This window comes from Massilia aurea (genome assembly GCF_040790145.1).
Taxonomy (GTDB): Bacteria; Pseudomonadota; Gammaproteobacteria; order Burkholderiales; family Burkholderiaceae_D; genus Telluria; species Telluria aurea_C.
On record NZ_JBFMMP010000001.1, the window covers coordinates 121,548 to 145,250 of the forward strand.

The window sequence follows — 23,703 nt, forward strand, 5'->3', positions numbered from 1 at the left end:
AAAAGCCGCGCTGAGGGCGCGGCTTTTAGTGACGGCTACTGCGCCGCGATCAAGTCGACGGGACAAGCTCCGCTTTGACCGATGACGCGCCGCTGGCGCCGCTGGTAGCGATCAGCGTGACCATCGCATTGGCTGGCCACAGGAAGCGCACCGACTGCCCATTCCCCAAATCGCCGGTATTGAACGTCTGCGTGCCGGTTGCCGATACGTGCAGTCGCAGCGTCGCGCCGCCAGTGGCGGTAACGGTGTATTTGACATAGGTGCCGGCGGCAGGAATCGCCCACTTCACGCGGGTCAGGCCCGTGTTATTGGCGTTCGAGTAGATCGTCTTCTTGGTTGCGCCTTCAAACTCCAGGCTTTGCAGGTCAGAATTGAATTTCGCCGTGGCCGTCCCCGACTGCCGATACCAGCCGCCGCGCACCGACAAGATGTTCATGTTCTTTTGCGCCTGGATAGCGGCAGCTGCGGAGTTGCCGTTGCCGTCGACCCAAGTCTGGGCCGAGACCACCTGGCGCAGGCCGCCACGGATCTGGTCGAGCTGGCCGGCGATCGTGTTGTCCCAGCCTTTTGGCATCAGGCTGAAGCCGGAATCGTTTTCGACATAAATCACGAATGGCGTACCGGTGTTGCGATCGACGACATAGGCGCCGTACGTCTTGAGGGTCTCGACGATCTTCTTCAGATCGGGATTGACGATCGCGCTGCTGTCGAAACTTTGCGGCAGCATCAGCAATGCGCCTTGCGGAATGGCGCCGGTGTTGGCGGATGCCGAATTGTCGGCCGATGTCGCCGGAAACACATAAGCGGGGCTGCTGACGCCGTTGGCCAGGCCGTTGTGGGCCAGCGACATGGCAAGCGCGTGCGGGTAGGTGGCCTGACCATCCTTGACTTCGTGCTTGCGGATCAGCCCGGCAGTCGGCGGGATGCCGACCGCGCGGGCGCCCTGGTAGTAGTGCGCGGGATCGCCCCAGCCCGTGCCGGACAACTTGGCCCACGAATACATGGCCGCTTTCCATTGACCATTGACGTTCCTGAGATACCAGAACGAATGGATCGTGTTCGTGACCGGGTCGACGATATCGGCATGGCCATCGGTACCCAGGGCCGGCAGGACGCCTGCAGGCCAACGGGGGATGGTGATGATACGGCTGCCGCCGTTGTCCGGGTCCGCCACGCCGACCGTGTTGGTATCGGTGGAGCTGGAGCCGATGACGGTGACCGGCCCGTCAGTGGGGGACGCGAGGAACACGCCGGTCGAATAACCGCCCGATGCAACGGTCGGGAAGTAGCTGGACTTCGGAATGACGTAGGTGCCAAACACCGGATTGACCGGACGCGAATTCCATAACGAGTCAGCCGCGTAGGGACGCAGGAAGGTGCCATAGACGCTGGCGCCCGTATTGGCAGCGTTGGTCGGCGTCGAGGTCGACGTGGCTGGCGTGGCCGGGGTGGGTGCGACGACGGGATCGGGGGTGATTGTCGGCGTGACGACTGCGGTCACAGGCGGTGTGATCGTTGGCGTTGGCGTTGGCGCTGGGCTGACGGCAGGCGCAGTCACTTGCGGCGTCGCGACTGCGGGCGAGCTCTCCGTAGCGGTCGCAGGCTTGGTAGCCGCAGGCTTGGTTGTCTCGGTGGCAGGCGTGGCGGCCGGGGTAAACGCGGACACGGAACGCGCTGCAGTCGCGGAATCAGTGTCAGTGATGCTGTCACCGCCACCGCCGCATGCTGCGAGCGTTGTAAGTACCAGAGTTGAAAGGACCCATCGGGTCGTGGTGTTTAGTGAGAGTGTCATATTGGGGGTCGTAAGGTTCGGTATTCGTGGATGCGGCTTCAGGCTCTTCAATTTAGGCCTGTGGAATAACGTAATCTTACGGCACAGCAATAGATTCCACACGGAAAAAAAGATTTTTTAAGGGAACTTTGGGAATTTTGCGACAGAACATTGACGACATTTCTATTGCCGTTAATAAACCAATATTTCTATTAGTTATCGGCGTGAAATGATTTGTTCATTCTGTAAGGCTCGACGTTCAACGCTTGGCTTTTCATTTCGACAAATCGAATAGGAATCATGCAAAGTTGTCGAAGACTTCATGCGACCGCACCGGAATGTACTTACATCTGGTGGTCGTTGATATATTTCAATATATAAACGATATGCGCTAAACCGCAATGAATATTAATTCATAGAAATATTTGAAGTATCTTGCGCACGGCTGAAATGTACTTTCATGCACGCTGCTCAATCGTTCAAAAAATGCAATAAAATAACCCAAGCGCCTGCCCAGATGATTTATCCTTACTCATCGGGCAACACGGCGAACGGTCTTCGTCCGGCACGAATACAGGCTGGACCAATGTGTTGGCCTGCAGTGCCAGAATCCATTCGGATGCCATCCAGTTAAACAAGACGGAATACTATGTCGAAGCTAAAAAAGCCCAATGTGATCCTCATGTCGGCGACGATTACGCCATCGAAGGACATGCCAGGTTCAACGCGGATGGATCCAGCAATCCGGATGAACGACTATATCGAAGCACTGAAGTATTACGAGTCGGTGGCGCCGGACGTGGTGGATCGCATCGTGTTCCTTGAAAACTCCGATACCGATCTCGCGCCGCTGAAGAACGCCTTGCAGCGCAAGTCATACAAGAACGTCGAATTCATCAGCGTCAGCTCGGACTATCCGCCATCGAAAGGCAAGGGATATGGCGAGTTCCGGATGTTCGATGAAGGCCTGTTGGCCAGTGAGGTCATCGGGATGGACGACCATATCTGGAAGGTGACGGGAAGGTTGAAGATACTGAATATCGAACAACTGATCCTGTCAGCGCCGGCGGATTACGAGGTGTATTGCGACCTTAGAGACGTGCCGTTGATCGGGGAGTCTTTAGGGGGCAACCTCTGGATGGAGTTGCGTACCTTTGCATTTCGTCGTGACGCGTATGACCGCTATTTCAGGGGCGAGTTTTCCAAATCGTTCGTGCTGGAAAAGACGTTCTTCGAGATCATGAAGAATGAATTGAACAATCCGGGTGCCCAGATCGTGCCGCGCTTTCGCGTGCAACCGATTATCGATGGGTATTCAGGGTATTCCAATGCCAATTATCGTAGCACCAGCTACAAGGCAAAGGAGAAGCTGCGCATGATTGCAAGAAAAGTGGCGCCTGGTTTATGGCTCTGAGCCGGGTGCCGGCATCATCACCAGGGATGCCCTTGGCTCGCCAGGAACGCATGCAGTGCATCGCGTGAATGGAGATGGGAATTCACGCCGAATAGCGAGCGCTTCAGGAACGGGAATCCCGCGGCAACCAGTTCCATGGGCTTGTAGAGGGAGGGGTTGCCTGATATTTCGACCTTGCCATACCAGTGCGCGCCTACGGACATATGCCTCGCTGCCACCCTTGCGAAACGCGTTTCCTGGGTTCGAACGACATGCCGCATATTGTTCAAGCTGATTACTGGAAAGAGCACCGGGGTCAGCGCCAGCATCTTCCTTCTGGTGAAATCTTTGAGTACAAATGCGTAGGACTGAATATGGTTTTCCAGTTCTGACGATGCAGTAAAGCCCGTCAAATCCCACTTGGCCGTTTCGATCATTGCTCTGGTTCCAGTAAATGGTCCCAGTACGGAATCGTTCATCACCAGGACATTCGCATGCTCGGATTTTTGACTGATTTCGCTTAGCCCCAATCGGTATGCGGAAAAGTCAAATCCATTCAGGGCCTTCCAGTACAGCGCATCTGCGTAAGCGGAAAGCTCTTGCGGCATGTTCGATCTGTCGCTGGTAGCGACAATCACGCACAGCGCGACGCCTGAATCCCGTAGCCGTGACAGGGAAAAGACATGCGCCTTGGTGAGTACACCCGAAGGCGCAAAGATGAAGTAGATCACCCAATCCGGCTTCGCCGTGACCGCCGTGATTACTTCGTAGTCAGGCTGCAGTTGACTATCGAACACAATGCGCTTGATCACTTCGCACGGCCGCCACCAAGGCACGTTATCAGGAATAAAATCCCAATTCATGGAAAGTCCGGTCACGCTGTGGGCTGCCGGCGCAACAGTGGGAAGTTCGCTTTCCACGCATGGATTCAGCTGCATATCGACACCGCTTTGTTGTCCGGATTTCTCGAAATTCAGGTCAAGCCGCCTGACCCACGTAATTTTTAACGTGCGTAAATATAGTAGTCGACTTTTAGCTAAAAATTAACTTATCCGGAAAACTCTTTGGCAGAAAGCCACGCTCCTGGCGCGGTTGCTTGCTTCAAGCCACGTGCGATATCACGGTGATGGTGCGAGATGCGCTTTCACCGAGGATGGGCCACCCGTGCCGCTGGTCGCGACCAAAGTCAGCCTGGCGTCAGCAGGCCAGCTGAACCGTAGCGACTGTCCGTCCGCCAGATCCTTGCTCTCTTGCACCAGGCGCTTGTTGGACAGCACGTGCACGCGCAGGGTCGCGCCGCCAGTGGCGGCCACCGTGAATGTCATGTCAGTCCCTGGCGCCGGCACCGCCCAATTTACTCGGGTGAGCCCCGTGTTTGCGTCATTGATCTGCACGGATTTGGTCGTGGCCGCATCGAAGACCAGGCTCTGCGTGGCCTGGTCGTAGTTCGCAGACGCCGTGCCGGATTGTCGTTGCCACGGGCCGCGCATCGACAGGATGTTGCCCTTCTTCTGCGCCTTGACGGAGGCCGAGACGGATTTGCCATCAGCGCCGATCCAGTCCTGCGCCGATACCACCTGGCGCAGGCCGGCACGGATCTGGTCGAGCTGGCCGGCGATCGTGTTGTCCCAGCCCTTTGGCATCAGCTTGAATCCGGCATCGTTTTCGACATAGATGACGAACGGGGTGCCAGTGTTACGGTCAACGACGTAGGCGCCGTACACCTTGAGCGTCTCGACGATCTTCTTGAGGTCGGGATTGACGATCGCGCTGCCGTCAAAGTCAGGGGGCAGCATCATCAACGCGCCTTGCGGGATGGCGCCGGTATTGGCCGATGCGTCATTATCGGCTGCGGTTGCCGGGAACACGTAGGCGGGGCTGCTCTTGCCGTTGGCCAGGGCGTTGAAGGTCAGCGACATGGCCAGCGCGTGGGGATAGATCGCCTGGCCATCCCTGATTTCGTGCTTGCGTATCAGGCCAGCCGTCGGCGGGACGCCGACCGCGCGCGCGCCCTGGTAATGGTGCGCCGGGTCGCCCCAGCCTGTGCCGTTCAATTTGCTCCACGAATACATCGCCGCCTTCCACTGACCATCCACGTTTCTGAGATACCAGAATGAATGGATCGTCTTCGTGATGGGGTCGATGATATCGGCATGGCCGTCCGTGCCCACGGCAGGCAGGACGCCGGCAGGCCAGCGGGGGATCGTGATCAAGCGGCTCGCACCGTTGTCGGGATCGGCCACGCCCACCGTCTTGGTGTCGGTGGAGCGGGAACCGATGACGGTCACGGGCGGGTCCGTGGCGGCGGCGAGGAAGACGCCGGTGGAGTAACCGCCCGAGGCAACGGTGGGGAAGTAGCTGGACTTTGGCACCTCGAACGTGCCGAACACCGGCTTGACCGGACGTGCATTCCACAACGAGCTGGCCGCATAGGGCCGCAGAAAGTGGCCAACGGTGTTCGTGCCGGCGGCCGCCGTCTGCGACGGCTTGGCCGGCCGGTCGGCGCAGATGCCGACCGCTGCCAGCCCCGTGCTGACGAGGGCGAGCAGGATGCGCAGGGTCAACGTGCTTGATGCGGGTGTCATGTCGATCCCTTCAGTGTTGGGTCAAGGATTGCCGCCCCAGGCGCGTCGCCAGGCACCCGTGCAGATCAAACGGCCACCGGCGCCTTGATCCCCGGATGCGGATCGTATCCCGTGATCTCGAAATCGTCGAACCGGTAATCGAACAGCGAATCCGGCTTGCGCTTGATGATCAGCTGCGGCAAGGCGCGCATCTCGCGCGACAGTTGCAGGTCGACCTGCTCCATGTGATTGGCGTACAAATGGCAGTCGCCGCCGGTCCAGATGAAGTCACCGACTTCCAGGCCCGCCTGCTGCGCCATCATGTGGGTCAGGATCGCGTACGAGGCGATATTGAATGGCACGCCCAGGAAGATGTCGGCGCTGCGCTGGTACAGCTGGCACGACAGCTTGCCATCGGCCACGTAGAACTGGAACAGCGCGTGGCAGGGCGGCAGTTTCATCGACGGCACGTCGGCCACGTTCCAGGCCGAGACAATCATGCGGCGCGAATCGGGCGTGGTCCGGATCTGTTCGAGCACCTGTGCGATCTGGTCGATATGTTCGCCCGTCGGGGTCGGCCAGTTGCGCCACTGGTAACCGTACACCGGTCCCAGATTGCCGTCGGCGTCGGCCCATTCGTCCCAAATCGACACGCCGTTCTCTTTCAGATAGGCGATGTTGGTCGAGCCCTGCAGGAACCAGATCAGTTCATGGATGATCGACTTCAGGTGCACTTTCTTCGTGGTCAGGAGCGGGAAGCCGTCCTGCAGATTGAAACGCATCTGGTAGCCGAACACCGAGAGGGTGCCGGTGCCGGTGCGGTCGGTCTTGGTGGCGCCATGCTGTTGAACATGGCGCATGAATTCGAGATATTGGCGCATTGCGGGTCTGTGGTAGGTACGGTATGACACCCCGTCATTCTATCATTCGGTGTGGCGGTGGCTGCCGGCGCCGGTCGGCTCGGCCAGGCGGTCGGCAAAACGCTGCAGCGCGAGGCGCAGCGCGTCGTCGGGCATCGCCAGCAGGTTGTCGCCGACGTAGATTTCAACGATGCTCGTCGCGGGCAGGGCGCCATGGCCGGCCCGGTTGAACAGCCAGATGCCGTCCTCGCGCGCGAGTGTGTCGCGGATCGCCAGAGCGCTGTCGCGGTCCACCGGCAAATGCAAGTGGAGCATGTTCGCCTGGGGCGCTGCCGGATTGACGCGGATCGCCGGATGCGCACGCAGCGCGGCGTACAGAAATTGCGTGCGCTTGAAGTAGTCGGGCATGGCGCCCAGGCGTGCGTCGAACTCCATGGCGGCGGCCACCACATATGGCGAGCGGTGAATGACGTTGCCGCCCTGGCGCCGGAACCACTCGGCGCAGCGCGCCACGAACTCGCGGCTGCCGGCCAGCATGGCGCCACCCAGGCCGCCGATACCCTTGTACAGCGAGACATATACCGAGTCGAATCCGGCGGCGATCTGCGCCGGGCTGCGGCCATAGCCAGCCGCCGCTTCCCACAGGCGGGCGCCGTCCATGTGCAGGTGGATGCCGCGCTCGCGGCAGCCGCGCTTGATCGCGTCGAGTTCGTCCCAGGTCGAGAGCTGGCCGCCGATCTCGCGCATCGGAATCTCCATGCCGACGGCGCCCAGGCGGTCAGGCACGGCCAGCAGATCGGCGGCCGTCCAGGGCCGGTGCCGGTCGCCAACGGGCAGCGCCTGGAAGTGGTCAAGCAGTTGGTAGTTGGCGCGTTCGTGCACGAAGATGTGCGAGGTCGGGTGCAGGGCGACGAGGCGGCTGGCCCGGTCGGCAGAGGCCAGGCGCAGCGCCGTCACCTGCGCCATCGTGCCGCTCACGCAAAACACGGCGGCCTCGAAGCCGAGCGTCGCGGCGACCTTGGCTTCGAATGATTGGATCAGCTCGCCATTGCCATAGACATCGTGATCGATGTCGTGCTGCTCGCACCAGGCGGCCATCGCGGCGAATTGCTCCGCAGGACGGCGCTGGCGATGGCCGGGGAAGATGGTGTGGCAGTGACGTTGCAGGGCGGGTTCTGACAAGGCGCTCTCCGAGGGACGGGAACGCTACTGTACACCGCTGCGGTCGAACCAAGGGAGCGCCCGGCCGGATGGCCGGGCGCGGGCGCGATCAGCCGTGGGTCAGTGCCGGACGGCGCGGGGTCGATGCGGGGGCATCAACACCGACGGCAGGATCGTCTTCGGACAGGCGGAAGCTGCGCACCGAGCGGGCCAGCGCGTCGGCCTGCTCGTGCATCGCCTGCGCTGCGGCGCTGGCTTCTTCGACCAGCGCGGCGTTTTGCTGGGTCGTCGTGTCCATCTCGACCACGGCGCGGTTGACTTCCTCGATGCCCTGGGTCTGTTCCTGGCTGGCGTTGCTGATCTCGGCCATGATATCGGTCACGCGCTGCACGCTGGAGAGCACTTCCTGCATCGTGCTGCCGGCTTGCGCCACCAGTGCGCTGCCGGCATCGACTTCCTGGTTCGATGCGTCGATCAGGCCCTTGATTTCCTTGGCCGCCGCCGCGCTGCGCTGCGCCAGGTTGCGCACCTCGGACGCCACGACCGCAAAGCCGCGACCCTGCTCGCCGGCGCGCGCCGCTTCCACGGCCGCGTTCAGGGCCAGGATATTGGTCTGGAAGGCGATGCCGTCGATCACGCTCGTGATTTCCGAAATCTTGCGCGAGGCGTTCGTGATCGAATCCATGCGCGAGACGACCTGCGAGACTGTGTCGCCGCCTTTCTGCGCCACGCTCGATGCGCTGCGGGCAAATTCATTGGCCTGGCGCGCATTGTCGGCATTCTGGCGTACGGTCGTGGTCAGTTCGTCCATCGACGACGCAGTCGTGGCCAGGCTGGCCGCCTGTTCTTCGGTGCGGCTGCACAGGTCCAGGTTGCCGGTCGAGATTTGCTGCGAGGCGGCGGCGATGTGCTCGGCGCCGTCGCGCACTTTGCCGACCACGCCCGACAGGCTCTCGCCGATCTCGTTGATGGCAACCGTCAGGCGACCGATTTCATCGTTGTTGCGCGGCGCGCTCCTGGCGGTCAGGTCGCCGCCGGCGATGCGGCGGGCCACGGCTTCGACTGCGGCCAATGGGCGCGTCACGCTCGAGCGCACCAGCAGGTACAGCAGGGTGGCCAGCACGGCCAGCGCTGCGATGCCGAACAGGATGAAGCGGTTGCGCAGTTCGGTGGCGGCCGCAGTGATTTCGTCGGCGTAGGTGCCGCCGGCGATGATCCAGTTCCACTCTTTCATGTGCGTATAGGCGGCGAACTTTTCACGCGAGGCCGATTCGCCCGGATTTTGCCAGTCGTAGCGGATCGTGCCTTCCTTGTTCTCCAGCATCTCCTTGATGAACTCGTGGCCATCAGCCGATTTGCTCTCGAGGATATTCTTGCCCTCGCTGGTCGGGTGCACCAGCAGTTCGCCGTAGGTCTTGCCCGGCACGGCCGACAGCACGAAGAAGTAACCGGTGTCGCCGACCTTGATCGCGTTGATGCGCTCCTTGAGGAAGGCGATGTCCTTGCTGATGTCCACGCCCACGTACAGGGCCCCGACGACCTTGCCGGCGCTGTTGCGCACCGGTTCGTACTGGGTGATGAACTGCTTGCCGAACAGCGCGGCCAGGCCGACGTAGGTGCGACCGGCGCGCAGCGCCGCGTAGGCAGGCGAGGCCTTGTCCAGCGCCGTGCCGACGGCGCGCTCGCCGTTTTCCTTCTTGACCGACGTGGTCACGCGCACGAAATCCTCGCCGGCGACGGCGAATACGGTGGCATTGGCGCCGGTGCGTTCGGTGAAGCTGTCCGGCACGCCGAAGTCGAGGTTGAGCGCCTTGCCGGCCACGCTCAGGGTCGGCACCTGGCGCCCGCCGATGTCGACCATGGTGGTCTCATCGAGCGCGTATTCGCCTTGCAGGCTCGAGCTGAAGATGCGGCCGAAGCTGACCGCCTGGCTGGACACCGTCTTGTTGAACAGTTCGACGGTGCTGGCGACGCCATGCAGCTCGCTGCTCACGCTCTGGATTGCGCGCTTTTCCAGCATGCTCGAGGTTGACATCGTGATCGTGCCGATCAGGACGGCAATGATGATGCCGGCCAGAGCGAACGTCACGGCGCTGATACGCGTGCCAACATTCCAGCTGGATAAACTAAATTTGTGGTTGCTCATGAAAAGTGAGGAAGGTTAGGTGATATAACCCGCGATCATACCTGCCAAGCTTTTCTTGCGGCAATAAATAGTGAGTTCTGGCAGTCGATTAAGTGTTGCGATGCAACACCGCAACGGAATGTGTCGCAAATTAACGTATTGGATCGGCGCTGGCCGCGCCGACCGCCAGGCGGCCTTCCGTCAGGCCGCTACCGGCGCGTGGGTCTGGAACTGCAGCGCCGCCAGGTTGGCATACACGCCGCGCAGGGCAACCAGTTCGTGGTGCGTCCCCATCTCGACGATCTTGCCGCCGTCAAGCACGACGATGCGGTCGGCACGCTGCACGGTGGCCAGGCGGTGGGCGATGATGATCGTGGTACGGCCCACCATCGCCGCTTCGAGTGCGCGCTGCACGAGGCGCTCGGATTCGGCGTCGAGGGCGCTGGTGGCTTCGTCGAGCAGCAGCAGCGGCGGGTTCTTGAGCAGCGCGCGCGCAATGGCGATGCGCTGGCGCTGGCCGCCCGACAGGCGTACGCCGCGCTCGCCAAGGAACGAACGGTAGCCTTCCGGCAGGCGCTCGATGAATTCATGCGCCGCCGCCATGCGCGCGGCCGCGATCACTTCGTCGTCGGTGGCGTCGGGGCGGCCGTAGCGGATGTTTTCCATCGCGTCGAGCGAGAACACCACGGTATCCTGCGGCACGATGCCGACCGCGCCGCGCAGCGCCTGCAGCGACAGGTCGCGCACGTCGACGCCGTCGAGGCGAATACTGCCCGACTGCGGATCGTAGAAGCGCAGCAGCATCTGGAACAGCGTGGTCTTGCCGGCGCCGGACGGGCCGACCACGGCGACCGTCTCGCCGGGCTGGATGTCGAGTGCCAGGTGCGACAGGGCCGCTTCGTGCAGGCGCGATGGATAGGCGAAGGTGACGTCATCGAGCGTCACGCGCGCGCCGTTGGCGGTGCGGGCCGGCAGGACGGCCGGATGCAGCGGGTCCTGGATTTCCGAGCGCGCCGCCAACAGTTCAAGCAGGCGTTCGGTGGCGCCGGCGGCGCGCTGGGCGTCGCCCATCACTTCGGACAGCGCACCGACCGAGCCGGCCACGATGCCGGCGTACAGGATGAACTGACCGAGTTCGCCGCCGGTCATGGTGCCGGCAATGACAGCGTGCGCGCCCAGCCACAGCACGAACACGATCGCCCCGAAGATCAATACGATGGCCAGCAGCGTCAGGGTGGCGCGCGCGCGGATGCGGCGCATGGCGGTGGCAAACGCGCTTTCGACCTCGGTGCCGAAACGCCCGGCCTCATAGCCTTCGCGGGTAAACGCCTGCACGGTGGGCATTGCGTTGAGGATTTCGCCGGCAACGGCCGACGCATCGGCGATGCGGTCTTGCGAATCGCGCGAGAGCTTGCGCACGCGGCGTCCGAACAGCACGATCGGCAGCACGACCAGCACCAGCAGGCCCAGGATGATGGACGTCAGGCGCGGGCTCGTGATGAACAGCATGACCAGGCCGCCGACGAACAGCAGCGTGTTGCGCAGCGCAAGCGAGATGCTGGTGCCGACGATCGCCTGGATCAGCGTGGTGTCGGTGGTCAGGCGCGACAACACTTCGCCGGTGCGCGTGGTCTCGAAAAACTCGGGACTCTGGCGCACCACGTGGCGGTATACGGCGCTGCGGATATCGGCGGTGACGCGTTCGCCCAGCCACGACACCATGTAGAAGCGCGCGGCGGTGGCCACCGCCAGCACGGCGGCCACGCCGAACAGCGCCAGGAAGGTGGCGTTGACGTTCTCGATGCCGCGCGCGGTGGCCGAGGCGCCGAAGCCCAGGTCGATCATCTGCTTGAAGGCGGCCGGAATGGCCAGCGTGGCGCCGGCCGCGAACAGCAGCGCGATGCCGGCCAGGATGAACTGGCGGCGATACGGCGCCATGAAGGGCGTCAACCCCTTCAGGGTGGACAGGCTGCTCTTGCGGGAGACATCGGCGTCGGCGGAGGCGGAAGCGGTGGAGCTGGTAGAGCGGGTGGTCATCGTGTCTTCGTGGGATTCTTATAATTTCATCGGCTGCACATAGCCGCTCATTTCCAGGTAGCCGCGGCCGACGCGGCGGCCATTTTGCTGGATCGTTACCGCGCCTTCCCAGTACACGGCGCCGGTCGAGCGGCGCGAATCGAGTTCCTGGTCGTTCTGCAGCGGGGCGATCTGCCACACCTGGTCGCCGGTGGTGACCGTGGTGGCGATCGGATAGGTGGCCTGCGTGCGCGGCGATGTCCACAGCGTTTTTGGCGTGAACGTGATCTGCTCCGGCGCGTAGTGCGTCACCTTGCCCGCCTTGTCGCGCCGCGTGGCGTGCGCCCATAGTTTACCACCTTGGCTGTCGCGGACCTGGAAAGCCATCAGCGCGCCGCCGTCGTCCAGATTGGCGCCGACCCAGTTCCAGCCCACGGCGTCGGGTTGCAATGCTTCGCTCGACCATTCGTGATCGAGCCAGGCGCTGCCGGTGACGGCGGTGGCGGCCATGCCGGCGCGGCCCACGCTGCCCGTGACGGCCAGTTGCGGCTCGCTGTAGTAGTAGCTGGCGTGCTGCGAACTGGGGCCCTTGCGCGAATAGCCGCCCTGGCCCTGCACCAGCACGGGCTGGGTCGGGCGCATGCGCAATTCCAGCGTGAGCTGGTTCGAGCGGATCGTGACACGGTAGTTGCCGTCCTTGTCGCGCACCATGCGCCAGTCGTCGAGTTTCAGGTCGGTGTTGCCGGGGCGGGCCCAGGCCAGGCTGAAGCCTTCGCGCGCGCTGCGCTGGTCGTGCACGAGGCGGCCCACCGATGGATCGGACAGCGCCGCATGGCCGATCACCAGCTGGCGCGGAGCGAAGTGGCTCGGATTGGCGTTATCGACGCCGGTGCGGCTGCGAAAGAACGTGACCTGGAAGCCGAGCGGGCGCTTGTCGGGCGTCTCGACCCAGCCGGTGACATACCACCACTCGGTGCGAAATTCGGGATGGGCGCCGTAGTCGCGCGGGAACGACAGCGCGGCGCCGGGCGTGACCGGGGCGAACACGGGCGGCTGGGCCAGGGCCGACAACGGCAGTGCCAGCAACCATACCAGCAGAAACAAGATAAGACGCATTACCAATCCTCTCTGACAGCGCGCACCGGGCCGCCCGACAACGCCTGGCGGCCCGACACGAGCGCGGTAGCGACGGACGCGGCGACCAGCACCGCGGCCACGCTGCCAAGCAATGGCCAGGGCAGGTGCAGGCCCATGGTCCAGTGAAACGACTGCGGGTTGATCACGAAGACCAGGATCAGGCTGATCACCAGCCCGAGCACGAAACCGGCGATGACGCCCAGGCCGGTGAGCAGGCCGCCTTCAAAGGCGAGCAGCTGCAAGACCTGGCGCCGCGTGACGCCGACGTGGCGCAGCATACCGAATTCTCGCGCCCGTGCCAAAGTCTGGGCCGAAAAACTGGCCGCGATGCCCGATAGGCCGATGGCGATGGCAATCGCTTCGAGCAGGTACGTGACCGCGAAACTGCGGTCGAAAATCTTCAGGCTCGCGGCGCGGATGTCGCCCGGGCGCATGAAGGTGAGCGCCGCGCCAAACGGCAGCGCGCGCAACTGCGTCTCCAGCGCGGCGGCATCGACGCCGTCAGCCGTCCACAGCGCGGCGTCGGTGACGGAACTTTCGCCCGTGAGCCGGCGGTAATCCGCCAACTGGATGACGACCGAGCCGCCCTGGTTCGCGTAATCGCGCCAGGCGCCGGCGACGAAGAACGGGGTCTCGGCGCCGCCCAGCGGCAGGCGCAAGGTCTGGCCAACGCGCGCGCCGTACAGGTCGAGCAGCGCCTCGGAGACCCAGGCCGGCCGCGCACCGCTTGGCACCGGCACGCTGGCGCCGACCAGATACAAGAGGCGCGCCGGATCGCGCACGTCGATGTCGCGCGCGATGACGACCACCGGCGGACGCTCGGGCGCGAGCGACACGCGCCGCGTGCGCAGGAATTGGATTTGCTCCACGCCCGGCAGCGCGGTCAACGCAGCCTGCTGCTGTGGACTCAGGTAGCCGGTGCCGCCGGCGTCCAGCGTGCGCACATACAGGTCGGCCGGCAGGATGTGCCCCATCCAGTCGTCGACCGACACGCGAAAACTCGAAACCATGATCCCCATCGCCACCATCAGGCTGAAACTGGCCAGGATGCCGCCCAGCGCAATCGATGCCTGGCCCGGCGCATTGGCCAGGCGTCCGAGCGACAGCGCCAGCACCGGCATGGGCCGGCGCTGCCGCGCCAGCAGGGATTCGAGCGCGCGGAAGGTGACGGCGGCAAAGCGCGGCATCAGGCCGATGCCGCCGATCAGCAGCAGAGCAATGGCCAGGTAGCCGAACAGCGGCAGCTCGAACACGGGCGGCGCGAACGCAAACAGCGTGGCCAGCACGAGGCACACGAGCGACGGCCAGACGCGCGCCAGGCGCGACAGCGGCGCTTCGTCGGCGCCCGATTTGATGGCCACCGCCGGCCGTGCGCGCGCCGCTTCCCACGCCGGTGCGAGGCAGCCGAGCAATGCCACCCCCAAGCCCAGTGCGAAGAACACGAGCGCGGCGCCGGGCGTAAACGCCACCTGCGGACGGATGCCGGGGAAGTAACCGGCGCCGAGGTCGCCGCCAAAATAATGCAGGGCAGTGGCGGCCAGCGCATAGCCGGCGCCGATGCCCAGCAGGCTGCCGGCCGCGCCCAGGCTTGCGCCTTCGAGCAGCACCTGGCGCAGCAGCTGGCCGCGCTCGAAACCGAGCACGCGCAGCAGCGCGAACTGGCTGCGCCGGCGCATGACCGACAGCGCCTGGGTCGAGAACACGAGGAAGGCGCCGGTGAATAGCGCCACCAGCGCCAGCACCGTGAGATTGACACGGTAAGCGCGGCTCATGTTCGCCGTGCGGCTTTCCTGGTCGGCGTCGTTCGGCTGGCCGACCGCATACCGGCCCGGCCAGGTGCGCTCGAGATCGGTCGCCAGCGCGCGCTGGAACGCGGCGCGGTCGACGCCGCTGCGCAGTTTGAGATCCACGCGCGACAGCTTGCCGACGCGATCGAAGCGCCATTGCAGCGCGCCGATGTCCATCACCGCCAGGCGCTGCCCGCTGCGCGCACGCTGCACGGGGCCGGCCACGCGCAGATCGAGGACGCCGGTGCCCGCGCGCAGGTTCAGGGTGTCGCCGCGGCGCTTGCCCAGCCACGCCTCGGCGGCGGGCGAAAGAAACAGCGCGTCGTCGGCCAGCACATCGGTCATGCGGCCCTGGGCCGGCACACCGGTGAGGTCGGGCGCGATGAAGCCGGCGCGGAAGGCGTCGATGCCGATGATGCGCAAGGGGCTGTCCTGGCCGGGCACGCCGGCCTGTACTTCGAGGACCGGTGCGGCCACGGCGACGTCCGGGTGATTGGCCAGGCGCGGATACACGGCTTCGTCGAACAGCAGCTCGCGGCCCTGAACCTGGATATCGGCCTGGCCCGACAGGCTCTTGACGGCGGCCGAGAATTCATTGAAGGCGGCTGCGTTGATCAGGTGGATGGCGAACCCCATCGACACGCCGACGGCGATGGCGGCGATGGCCACCAGCGCGCGGATCGGATGCGCGCGCCACTCGCCCAGCAGCAGCCAGCGCGTCAGACGTGCGTCGAATCGCCGCTTCACGCCGGACATTGCTCAGCAACTAACCTGGCGCGCTCGCGCAGATTGGCCTTGGCCTGGCTTTCCCGCCATGGTTTCTGGTCGAGCCGAGCGTTGCCGATGGTCCGTTGATCCCTCTCGGCTGCGTCCATGTGGCGCAGGCGCAGATTACTGCAATACGTGCGTTTTTCGCTGGCGGCATCATGCTGACGGCGCGCGGCTTGCTGCGCCAGCTGTGCGTCGTGGGTGTCTTGCGCCGCGCGCTTCGATGCAAGGCTCGCGACATAGTTGCGCGCGCTGGCAAGGCGCGCCTCGAGCGCCGGGTCGGGCGGCGGCGGCGGGCGCACGGCGAAGGCCGCGCTCTTGCCGCTGCAGGGCCGATCGCCATAGGTGACGCGGCCGCCGTCCGTGCATTTATAGAGGTTGTCGGCGTGGGCGGGCGCCGTGAGACAAAACACCACCAACAAAACGAGTGCGCGCATGCTGCGTTCCTGTTCAAAGAATTTTCCCGGGATTCATGATGCCGAGCGGGTCGAGCGCGGCTTTGATGGCACGCATCATGTCAAGTTCGACTGGCGACTTGGTGCGCGCCAGTTCGGCGCGTTTCATGGCGCCGATGCCATGTTCGGCCGAGATCGAGCCGGCGAACGCCACCACCGCGTCATGCACGATGCGGTTGACGGCGTCCTGGTGCAGCAGGAATGCGGCGTGCGCCACGCCGGCGGGCGGGGCGACGTTGTAGTGCAGGTTGCCGTCGCCCAGGTGGCCGAAGGTCACCAGCACGCAGCCGGGGAAGGCCCGTTCCAGCGCAGCGTCGGTGTGGGCGATGAAGTCTGGAATCGTCGAGATCGGCAGCGAGATGTCGTGCTTGATGTTCTTGCCGGCCGCCGCCTGCGCCAGCGGAATATGTTCGCGCAGGCGCCACAGGCCCAGGGCTTGCTGGCTGGACGTTGCCACGACGGCGTCGCGGGCGACGCCGTGTTCCAATGCGGCGCCGATGCCTGACTCGAGCAGGGCTTGGGCATGCGGTTCGGATTCGTTGCTCGACAATTCCACCAGCGCATACTGGGGATGGCGTTCGGCGAACGGCTGCGGCAGCGCAGGAAATTCGCTGGCGACCAGGTCCAGGCACACAGCCGACATCAACTCGAAACCGGTGAGCGCAGCGCCGCAGCGCGCCTGCAGCAGATTGAGCAGCTCGAGTACCCGGCGCGGCGAGTCCAGTGCGACAAGGGCCGTGAGCATGCCGCGCGGGGCCGGGTAGAGTGTCAGGACCGCGGCCGTGATCACGCCCAGGGTACCCTCGGCGCCGATGAACAGCTCGCGCAGCGCATAGCCCGTGTTGTCCTTGCGCAGGGCACGCAAGCCATCCCAGATGTCGCCCTGGGCGGTGACGACTTCGAGGCCCAGGCACAGCGCGCGCGTGTTCCCGTAGCGCAGCACGGCAGTGCCGCCGGCATTGGTCGACAGGTTGCCGCCGATGGTGCAGGAGCCTTCGGCGGCCAGCGAGAGCGGAAACAGCATGCCGGCCCTTTCGGCGGCGGCCTGGATGTCGGCCAGGATGCAACCGGCATCGACCGTCATGGTGCGGTTGGCCGGGTCGAGCGTGCGGATGCGGTTCAGGCGGCGCAGCGACAGCACGATGGCCTCGCCCGACGTATCGGGCACGCTGCCCATCACCAGGCCCGTGCGACCGCCTTGCGGCACGATCGGGACACCGGCGCCGGCGCACAGGCGCACGACCGCGGCGACCTGCGCCGTGTCGAGCGGCAGCACGACGGCGCGCGCGCGCCCGTTGTAGCGGCCGCGCCAGTCGGCCAGGTAGGTGGCCATGTCGGCCTCATGCGTGACGACGTGGTCGGTGCCGACGATGGCACGCAGATGCTGCAGGAAGGCCTGGGCCGACGTGTCACCCATGCGGCACTTTGACCTTGTCCAGCAATTCCTTGGCCATGCGCTGCGCGTCCTTCTTGAACGGCCGCAGGTAGAGCAGGGCGCAGACATAGAACACCACCACCAGCACCACTTCGCCGATGGCCATCTGGCGCGACAGCGGATTGGTGTCGGCCCAGGCCCGCACGGCGCCTTCGGCAAAGTACAGCAGGATCAGCATCGACGACCATTGCAGCGTGTACAGGTCGCGCTTGATCACGCCGCGCAGCGGCAGCAACAACGGCAGCGCTTTGAGGGCCAGCAGCCAGCTGCCCGGCTGCAGCGGTGCGACGAACGCTTCCCACGCCACCAGCCAGCCGACCAGCCACACCAGGCTGAGCACCGCACCGATATGAAATACTCTGCCTTTGCCCATTATTGACCTTCGTGCAGTTTAAGGGCCGCCAATGCCAGGCGGCGACCGAGCGCGATCGAGAGGGTACGCTCGTCCTCGGTGATGGCGCGCTTGCCATCGACACCGGCCCAGTGGGTGGCGCCGTACGGGCTGCCGCCGCTGGCGGTGTTCATCAGTTCGGGATGCGTGTACGGCAGGCCCATCACGAGCATGCCGTGGTGCAGCAAGGGAATCATCATCGACAGCAGGGTCGCTTCCTGGCCGCCATGCAGGCTGCCGGTGGACGTGAACACGACGGCCGGCTTGCCGGCCAGCGTGCCGTTGACCCACTGGGCGGCGGTGCCGTCGAGGAAGTACTTCATGCTCGAGGCCATATTGCCAAAGCGCGTGGGCGAACCAAGCGCCAGGCCGGCGCACTCGGCCAGGTCGATCGCTTCGACATACGGCGCGCCGTCGTCGGGAATCGACGGCGCCGTGGCCTCGGCCACCGACGAGACCGCGGGCACGGTGCGCAGGCGCGCCTCGGCCCCGGGGACGCTGTCGACCCCCTGGGCGATCAGTTCAGCCAGCTTTCGCGTGGCGCCGTGGCGGGAATAGTACAAAACCAGGATGCTCAAAGGGATCGTCTTCATCCTTGGTATTATAGTGCGCTTTGTTGAATTGACATGCCCGGGTTGATGCCTGCCCGTGGCCCGAATCGGGTACCCCCATCGCCATGCCGAACCAGCCATTGAACCACCCGTCGTACCGTGTTGGCGAGTCCGCAGATGGGGGCGCCGAGCGTAGCCTGACGCGGGCCGAGGCGAAGGATCTCGTGCGCTTCGCACTGCGCCGCCTGCGCGAAGAACGCCTGCCGCAGGTGGCCGGCAGCCTGACGTTTACCAGCACGCTGGCGCTGGTGCCGCTGCTCACCATTGTGCTGGCCATTTTCACCATGTTCCCGGCCTTCGGCCAGGTGCGCACGATGATCGACGCCTGGTTCGTGCAGAACCTGATGCCGCAAGCCATTGCCAGCACGATCAGCGGCAACCTGACCCAGTTCGCCAGCAAGGCGCGCGGCCTGTCGGCACTGGGTGGGGTGGCGCTGCTGGTCACGACGTCGGCGACCATGAGCCTGATCGAGCGCGTCTTCAACCAGATCTGGGGCGTGCGCCAACCGCGCCCGTGGGCCCAGCGCCTGCTCGTGTACTGGGCCTTGCTCTCGCTCGGACCGGTGCTGTTTGCAATGTCGCTGAGCTTCACCTCGCAACTGGTCGACGTCACCGGCGGCCTGGAACGCGATGCAAGCGCACTGGCCACGCTGGCGTTTACGCTGGCCTCGATCGCCGTGACGACCGGCGGCTACACGCTGCTGTATGTCTCGGTACCCAACCGCAATGTCGCCTGGCGCGACGCGTTCTGGGGTGCGCTGGCCGCCGCCATTGCGTTCGAGATCGCCAAGCGCGTGTTCGGTCTGTTCATTGCCCAGTTCCCGACCTACGCGATCATCTATGGCGCGCTGGCGGCATTGCCGCTGTTCCTGGTCTGGATCTATGTCACCTGGATGATCACGCTGGTGGGCGCGGTGCTGACCGCCGCGCTGCCGGTGGTGAAGTACGAGCGCTGGTGGTACCAGGCCGCGCCGGGCGGCGCCTTTGTCGATGCGATGTCGATCCTGAAGGTATTGCACGGCAATGCCCGACTCAGCGGCACTGCGCTGGTGTCGAGCAGCACGATCCGCCGCCACACGCGCATCGGTTACGACGAACTGGAGCGTCTGCTGCGGCGGATGGTGGCCGAGGGCTGGGTCGGCCGCGTGTACGATGAGGCGCCGGCGACGATCGGCTGGCGCCACCGCAAGCGCGCCAGCCAGGAGCACTGGGTGCTGCTGGCCGATCCGGATGCCTTGCGCCTGGCCGATGTGTACCGCCTGTTCGTGTTTGACTACGCCGTGCTTGACGCCGTGCAGCGCGAAGAGGACGCCAGCCCGAGCACCGCGCTGTCGCTCGACACCGGCGTGCTGGCGCGCCAGGTCGAAGAGGCGGTCGAGGCCGGCCTGGACCAGACCTTGAGCGCGCATTTCGGCGACCCGGAGCAGGCGGTGGTGGCCGAGATCGCAAAGCGCGTCAGCTAGCCAGTACCATGGCCTGCGCCAGCAGCGCATCGAGCACCGCCTCGGGCGCTTCCTGCAGCATCGCGTGGCCGGCCTCGACCGTGACGATGGTTGCTTGCGGGATGGCGTCGGTCAGCAAGCCGGCCTTGCGTGGCGGCGTCATTTTGTCCATGGTTCCCTGAACCAGCACGACCGGACACGTGACCGAACCGGCCGCGGCCGCGCCATTCGTGTAGGCGTTGCAGGCCGCGAGATCGATATGCAGCAAGGGCTCCTCGCTGCCATCGGCCAGGCGCCGCATCAGCGAGCGCGCCGCGTCGGCAACCGACGGGTCGGGCGACGACGGCGCATGGGACCACGCCACCACCATGTCGATGGCTGCGCGCACATCCAGGAGGGCCGTGGTGAGCAGGGCCTCGGCGACATTCATCGGCAATGTCGCGCCCAGCAGGGCCAGGCCCGCGGCGCGCGGCGGCGCCCGGTGCGCCGCTTCCAGCACGACCAGCGAACCCATGCTGTGGCCGGCCAGCAGCGCACGCGGCACGTCGGCGGCATCGAGCAAGGCGAGCAGCCAATCGGCCAGCGCCTCGACCGAGCGCAGGGCGGGCCCGCTGCTGCGTCCATGGCCGGGCAGGTCGGGCGCCAGCACGGCGTACCCGCGCGCGGCCAGCGCCCGGCTTTGCTGCCGCCACACCGAGTGGTCGTTCAGGGCGCCGTGGACCAGCACGACCGTGGGTAGTGCCGGATCGAACGGGGTGTCGCCGGTGTGGCAATGGATGGTGCGGCCATCGATCTCGAGTTGCATGGCAGGGAGCTTGTATGTTGGTAACAGGCTCATCCTAGCAGTGCCAGAAGGTTGCGCAATCTGCACTGCACCATTCTGCAGCCGTGCCCGCACCATGATGCAGCGCAAGGGTGGATTTTTTACCGGGCATAGGCTACAGTCGGCGTTATGCCTTATACAAATTTATCCAACAGCAGTATTGATCGCGCGGGGGTGGCCAGCATGAAAGTTTCGGAAATCCTGCAAGTGAAGGGCAATATCCTGTACACCGTGACACCAGACCAGCCGCTGGTCGAGGCCGTGACCACGATGTCCGAGAACGATATCGGCTCGCTCGTCGTGATGGAATACGGCGACCTGGTCGGCATGCTGACGTTCCGCGAGGTGCTCAAGGCGCTGCACGCCAATGGCGGTGCGGTGGGCGCCGGCACGGTGCGTCGTCACATGGACGACAGCCCGATCACGGTCACGCCAGACACCGAGGTCAACGAGGTGCGCCGCATCATGCTCGAGAAGCACGCGCGCTACCTGCCGGTGATGGATGCCCGCACGCTGCTGGGCGTGATTTCGTTCTACGACGTGGCGCGCGCGGTGCTGGAAGCGCAAAGCTTTGAAAACCGCATGCTCAAGGCGTACATCCGCGACTGGCCGGCCGAGCAGAACGCCCCGGACTGAGCGCCGCTGCGGTCAGGCCGCGCGCGTGACCGTTTCATCGGCCAGCCAGGCCAGCAAGGCCTTCGGCGACAATGGTCGCGCATACAGGAACCCCTGCGCCAGCGGACAGCCGAGCTGGCGCAGGATCTGCGCCTGCCGCTCGTCTTCGACACCTTCCGCGATGACCGACAAGCCGAGGTTGCGGCCCAGTTGCACCACCATCTGGGCGATGCTGCTGCCGCGCGCCGAGCCGGTGATCTCGGTGACGAACGTGCGGTCGATCTTCAGGCGGTCGACCTGCAGCCGCTGCAGGTGCGACAGCGACGAAAAGCCGGTGCCGAAATCGTCGATCGCGATCGATACGCCAGTGCGCTTGACGTGTTCCAGCGTTTCCACCAGCACGGCCGGCTCTTCCATTGCCATCGATTCGGTGATTTCCAGTTCGATGAATGCGGGCGGCGCGCCGGTGTCGTCCAGCGCGCGGCGCAGCATGTCGAGAAAATGGGGATGGCGTAACTGCACCTGCGAGACATTGACCGACATCGTGAATGCCACGTGGCCGGCCGCGCGCAGGCGCATCAATTCGGCGCAGGCCTGGCGCAGCACCCATTCGCCGATCTCGACGATCAGGCCCGAGTATTCGGCAATCGGGATGAAGCGATCGGGCGGGACCAGGTGGCCGTCGCCGTGCTGCCAGCGCAGCAGCGCCTCGGCGCCGAACGCGCGGTTGGTGGCCAGATCGATCTGCGGCTGATAATGCAAGAACAGTTCGCCGCGCCGAAAGCCGCTGCGCAGCGCGTGCATCATGCGCACGCGTTCGCGGATCTCGACGCCCATGCTGCGCGAAAAATAAAAGTGGCCGGTGCGCTGCTGCAGCTTGGCGCGCTTGAGCGCGATGTCGGCATCCTTGAGCGCATCGGCGCCGCTGCCGTCGTGCTCGAGCAGCCGCACCAGGCCCAGCGTGGACGAGACCTGCACGTCCTGGCCGTCGATGTGGAACGAGTCGCGAAACAGCGTTTGCAACTGCGCTGGCTGGACGAGTTCGGCGTCGCCGAGCACGCAGAAGATATCGCTGCCGATGCGCCCGATGTCCAGGCCTGGGGCCAGGCGCGTGCACAGGCGCTGGCCGACCGCGGCCAGCAGCAGGTCGCCGAAGCGGTGCCCGAGGGCGTCATTGGTTTCGGCGAAGTGATCCAGGTCGACCAGGGCCAGCACGGCGCCATTGTCGGCGGCCTTGACCAGCCTGGCGTCGATCAGTTCGACCATTCGGGTGCGGTTGGGCAGGCCGGTAAGGGGATCGTGGAAAGCTGATTTGTTGAGGTCGGTGACCAGTTCGCAATTGTCCAGGCACACGGCGACCATGCCGCAAAAGACCTTCAGCAGGCGGTGTTCGACGTCGCTGATCGTGCGCCCGAGCGGGATGCAGGCCGCGAAATCGCGGCCTGCCTTGCCGGGGAAGTACAAGGCAAGCATCCCGTCGTCGGCCGAGCACGCGCGCTGCGCGAGCGTCTTCTCGGCGGCCAGCGCGAGCCGGGTGACGTGCCGATCGTCGTACTGGCCGTCGAGCTGGCAGCCGTCCAGGTCGCGGCTGGCGCCGCACGCGGCGACCACGCACAACCGCCCGTATCCGTCGGCGCCGCCGCTGGTGCCGACGTGACTGCCAGTTTCGCGGGTGCACAGGACGCCATCGGCCGCTTGCCCGACCAGCCCGCCAGCCTGGGCCAGGATGCCGTACGCCACGTCGCGCACGCCATGCAATGCCATCAATTGCGCGCAGGCGGCGACGATGCGCTCCATGCCGATCCGGTTCGCCTCGAGCGCGCAGATCTGCTCGTAGGAGCGGATGGCGGCGGCCACGGCGGTGTAGAGCCTGGTGCGGGTGAGTTCCGACTTGGTGCGGTAATCGTTGATGTCGTAGCCGCGAATCGCTTCCATTTCTGGCGCATAGCCGGGCTGGCCGGTGCGCAGGATGATGCGCACGTCGTGCAGGCCCAGTTCGTCGCGAATGCGGCGCACCAGCTGCAGGCCGGCGTCAGCCCGCTCCATCACCACGTCCAGCAGGATGACAGCGACATCGCTTTCGCGCCGCAGGAGCGCGAACGCTTCGGCCGCCGAATAAGCGTGCAGGAAGGCCAGCGGGCGGCCCTGCATGTTGACGTTGCCAAGCGCAAAGGTGGTGGTCGAATGCACGTCGGCATCGTCGTCGACGATCAGGATTCGCCATGGCGGACGCGCGCTGGCGGCCACCGTGGCGACTTCCGGGGCGAAGACGAGGTCGTCCATCATGTGGTCATCCTGCGGCGGTCCGGATGGCGGCGTGGAAGCTGGCATGTGCTACATCTCCAGGGA

General features: G+C 64.9%; 18 protein-coding genes. 3 read left to right on the top strand and 15 right to left on the bottom strand.

The window, feature by feature from the left end; translation table 11 throughout:
- Window positions 1–49 precede the first annotated feature (49 nt).
- Entirely contained in the window at window positions 50–1,666 is a 1,617-nt protein-coding gene (locus tag AB2N08_RS00530; RefSeq protein WP_367608677.1) for an Atrophin-1 multi-domain protein, read from the bottom strand.
- Between the two features lie 754 nt (window positions 1,667–2,420).
- Here AB2N08_RS00530 and AB2N08_RS00535 point away from each other — a divergent pair.
- Window positions 2,421–3,185 carry a hypothetical protein gene (locus AB2N08_RS00535; protein ID WP_367608678.1) on the top strand — a complete coding sequence of 255 codons (765 nt, stop codon included), beginning with the start codon at window positions 2,421–2,423 and terminating at the stop codon, window positions 3,183–3,185.
- Between the two features lie 17 nt (window positions 3,186–3,202).
- Here AB2N08_RS00535 and AB2N08_RS00540 read toward each other — a convergent pair whose 3' ends face one another.
- The 12 genes from AB2N08_RS00540 to wrbA form a co-directional block, all read right to left on the bottom strand.
- Complete coding sequence (locus tag AB2N08_RS00540) at window positions 3,203–4,102, bottom strand: rhamnan synthesis F family protein (RefSeq protein ID WP_367608679.1); 900 nt, start codon at window positions 4,100–4,102, stop codon at window positions 3,203–3,205.
- A gap of 180 nt (window positions 4,103–4,282) precedes the next feature.
- Window positions 4,283–5,749 carry an Atrophin-1 multi-domain protein gene (locus AB2N08_RS00545; protein WP_367608680.1) on the bottom strand — a complete coding sequence of 489 codons (1,467 nt, stop codon included), beginning with the start codon at window positions 5,747–5,749 and terminating at the stop codon, window positions 4,283–4,285.
- A gap of 65 nt (window positions 5,750–5,814) precedes the next feature.
- The gene (thyA, locus tag AB2N08_RS00550) at window positions 5,815–6,609 is read right to left on the bottom strand and encodes a thymidylate synthase (protein ID WP_367608681.1); all 795 of its coding nucleotides are present in this window, start codon (window positions 6,607–6,609) and stop codon (window positions 5,815–5,817) included.
- 42 nt (window positions 6,610–6,651) lie between these two features.
- Window positions 6,652–7,770 carry a threonine aldolase family protein gene (locus AB2N08_RS00555; RefSeq protein ID WP_367608682.1) on the bottom strand — a complete coding sequence of 373 codons (1,119 nt, stop codon included), beginning with the start codon at window positions 7,768–7,770 and terminating at the stop codon, window positions 6,652–6,654.
- Between the two features lie 88 nt (window positions 7,771–7,858).
- Window positions 7,859–9,895 (bottom strand): methyl-accepting chemotaxis protein, encoded by a 2,037-nt coding sequence (locus tag AB2N08_RS00560; protein ID WP_367608683.1) that lies wholly within the window; start codon window positions 9,893–9,895, stop codon window positions 7,859–7,861.
- A gap of 180 nt (window positions 9,896–10,075) precedes the next feature.
- Window positions 10,076–11,911, bottom strand: a complete 1,836-nt coding sequence (locus AB2N08_RS00565) for an ABC transporter transmembrane domain-containing protein (RefSeq protein WP_367608684.1) — start codon at window positions 11,909–11,911, stop codon at window positions 10,076–10,078.
- Between the two features lie 18 nt (window positions 11,912–11,929).
- Window positions 11,930–13,006 carry a lipocalin-like domain-containing protein gene (locus tag AB2N08_RS00570; protein ID WP_367608685.1) on the bottom strand — a complete coding sequence of 359 codons (1,077 nt, stop codon included), beginning with the start codon at window positions 13,004–13,006 and terminating at the stop codon, window positions 11,930–11,932.
- On the bottom strand, window positions 13,006–15,561 hold the full coding sequence (locus tag AB2N08_RS00575) for an FtsX-like permease family protein (protein WP_367608686.1): 2,556 nt from the start codon (window positions 15,559–15,561) through the stop codon (window positions 13,006–13,008). Before AB2N08_RS00575 ends, AB2N08_RS00570 begins: the two co-directional genes overlap by 1 nt.
- On the bottom strand, window positions 15,558–16,019 hold the full coding sequence (locus AB2N08_RS00580) for a DUF4124 domain-containing protein (protein ID WP_367608687.1): 462 nt from the start codon (window positions 16,017–16,019) through the stop codon (window positions 15,558–15,560). Before AB2N08_RS00580 ends, AB2N08_RS00575 begins: the two co-directional genes overlap by 4 nt.
- Before the next feature lie 13 nt (window positions 16,020–16,032).
- Window positions 16,033–17,454: an FAD-binding oxidoreductase gene (locus AB2N08_RS00585; RefSeq protein ID WP_367608688.1), complete on the bottom strand. Its 1,422-nt coding sequence runs from the start codon at window positions 17,452–17,454 to the stop codon at window positions 16,033–16,035.
- Window positions 17,447–17,845 (bottom strand): DUF2069 domain-containing protein, encoded by a 399-nt coding sequence (locus tag AB2N08_RS00590; protein ID WP_367608689.1) that lies wholly within the window; start codon window positions 17,843–17,845, stop codon window positions 17,447–17,449. The genes AB2N08_RS00585 and AB2N08_RS00590 overlap by 8 nt, the downstream gene beginning before the upstream one ends.
- Window positions 17,845–18,456: an NAD(P)H:quinone oxidoreductase gene (wrbA, locus tag AB2N08_RS00595; protein WP_367608690.1), complete on the bottom strand. Its 612-nt coding sequence runs from the start codon at window positions 18,454–18,456 to the stop codon at window positions 17,845–17,847. Before wrbA ends, AB2N08_RS00590 begins: the two co-directional genes overlap by 1 nt.
- Window positions 18,457–18,539: 83 nt before the next feature.
- Here wrbA and AB2N08_RS00600 point away from each other — a divergent pair, with 83 nt between their 5' ends.
- Window positions 18,540–19,937, top strand: coding sequence for a YihY family inner membrane protein (locus tag AB2N08_RS00600; protein ID WP_367608691.1), 1,398 nt, complete (start codon window positions 18,540–18,542; stop codon window positions 19,935–19,937).
- Here AB2N08_RS00600 and AB2N08_RS00605 read toward each other — a convergent pair.
- Entirely contained in the window at window positions 19,930–20,721 is a 792-nt protein-coding gene (locus AB2N08_RS00605) for an alpha/beta fold hydrolase (protein ID WP_367608692.1), read from the bottom strand. The genes AB2N08_RS00600 and AB2N08_RS00605 overlap by 8 nt on opposite strands.
- A gap of 201 nt (window positions 20,722–20,922) precedes the next feature.
- Here AB2N08_RS00605 and AB2N08_RS00610 point away from each other — a divergent pair, with 201 nt between their 5' ends.
- A complete protein-coding gene (locus tag AB2N08_RS00610; RefSeq protein WP_343028101.1) occupies window positions 20,923–21,375 on the top strand; it encodes a CBS domain-containing protein in 453 nt (150 codons plus the stop codon).
- Between the two features lie 12 nt (window positions 21,376–21,387).
- On the opposite strand, the gene AB2N08_RS00615 is transcribed toward AB2N08_RS00610, so the two are convergent.
- Window positions 21,388–23,685 carry an EAL domain-containing response regulator gene (locus AB2N08_RS00615; protein ID WP_367608693.1) on the bottom strand — a complete coding sequence of 766 codons (2,298 nt, stop codon included), beginning with the start codon at window positions 23,683–23,685 and terminating at the stop codon, window positions 21,388–21,390.
- Between the last annotated feature and the right edge of the window lie 18 nt (window positions 23,686–23,703).

Coding starts and splice junctions, on each gene's coding strand:
- AB2N08_RS00535 (WP_367608678.1), top strand. CDS start 2,421: ATGTCGAAGCTAAAAAAGCCCAATGTGATCCTCATGTCGGCGACGATT.
- AB2N08_RS00540 (WP_367608679.1), bottom strand. CDS start 4,102: ATGCAGCTGAATCCATGCGTGGAAAGCGAACTTCCCACTGTTGCGCCG.
- AB2N08_RS00545 (WP_367608680.1), bottom strand. CDS start 5,749: ATGACACCCGCATCAAGCACGTTGACCCTGCGCATCCTGCTCGCCCTC.
- thyA (WP_367608681.1), bottom strand. CDS start 6,609: ATGCGCCAATATCTCGAATTCATGCGCCATGTTCAACAGCATGGCGCC.
- AB2N08_RS00560 (WP_367608683.1), bottom strand. CDS start 9,895: ATGAGCAACCACAAATTTAGTTTATCCAGCTGGAATGTTGGCACGCGT.
- AB2N08_RS00565 (WP_367608684.1), bottom strand. CDS start 11,911: ATGACCACCCGCTCTACCAGCTCCACCGCTTCCGCCTCCGCCGACGCC.
- AB2N08_RS00570 (WP_367608685.1), bottom strand. CDS start 13,006: ATGCGTCTTATCTTGTTTCTGCTGGTATGGTTGCTGGCACTGCCGTTG.
- AB2N08_RS00580 (WP_367608687.1), bottom strand. CDS start 16,019: ATGCGCGCACTCGTTTTGTTGGTGGTGTTTTGTCTCACGGCGCCCGCC.
- AB2N08_RS00585 (WP_367608688.1), bottom strand. CDS start 17,454: ATGGGTGACACGTCGGCCCAGGCCTTCCTGCAGCATCTGCGTGCCATC.
- AB2N08_RS00590 (WP_367608689.1), bottom strand. CDS start 17,845: ATGGGCAAAGGCAGAGTATTTCATATCGGTGCGGTGCTCAGCCTGGTG.
- wrbA (WP_367608690.1), bottom strand. CDS start 18,456: ATGAAGACGATCCCTTTGAGCATCCTGGTTTTGTACTATTCCCGCCAC.
- AB2N08_RS00600 (WP_367608691.1), top strand. CDS start 18,540: ATGCCGAACCAGCCATTGAACCACCCGTCGTACCGTGTTGGCGAGTCC.
- AB2N08_RS00605 (WP_367608692.1), bottom strand. CDS start 20,721: ATGCAACTCGAGATCGATGGCCGCACCATCCATTGCCACACCGGCGAC.
- AB2N08_RS00610 (WP_343028101.1), top strand. CDS start 20,923: ATGAAAGTTTCGGAAATCCTGCAAGTGAAGGGCAATATCCTGTACACC.
- AB2N08_RS00615 (WP_367608693.1), bottom strand. CDS start 23,685: ATGCCAGCTTCCACGCCGCCATCCGGACCGCCGCAGGATGACCACATG.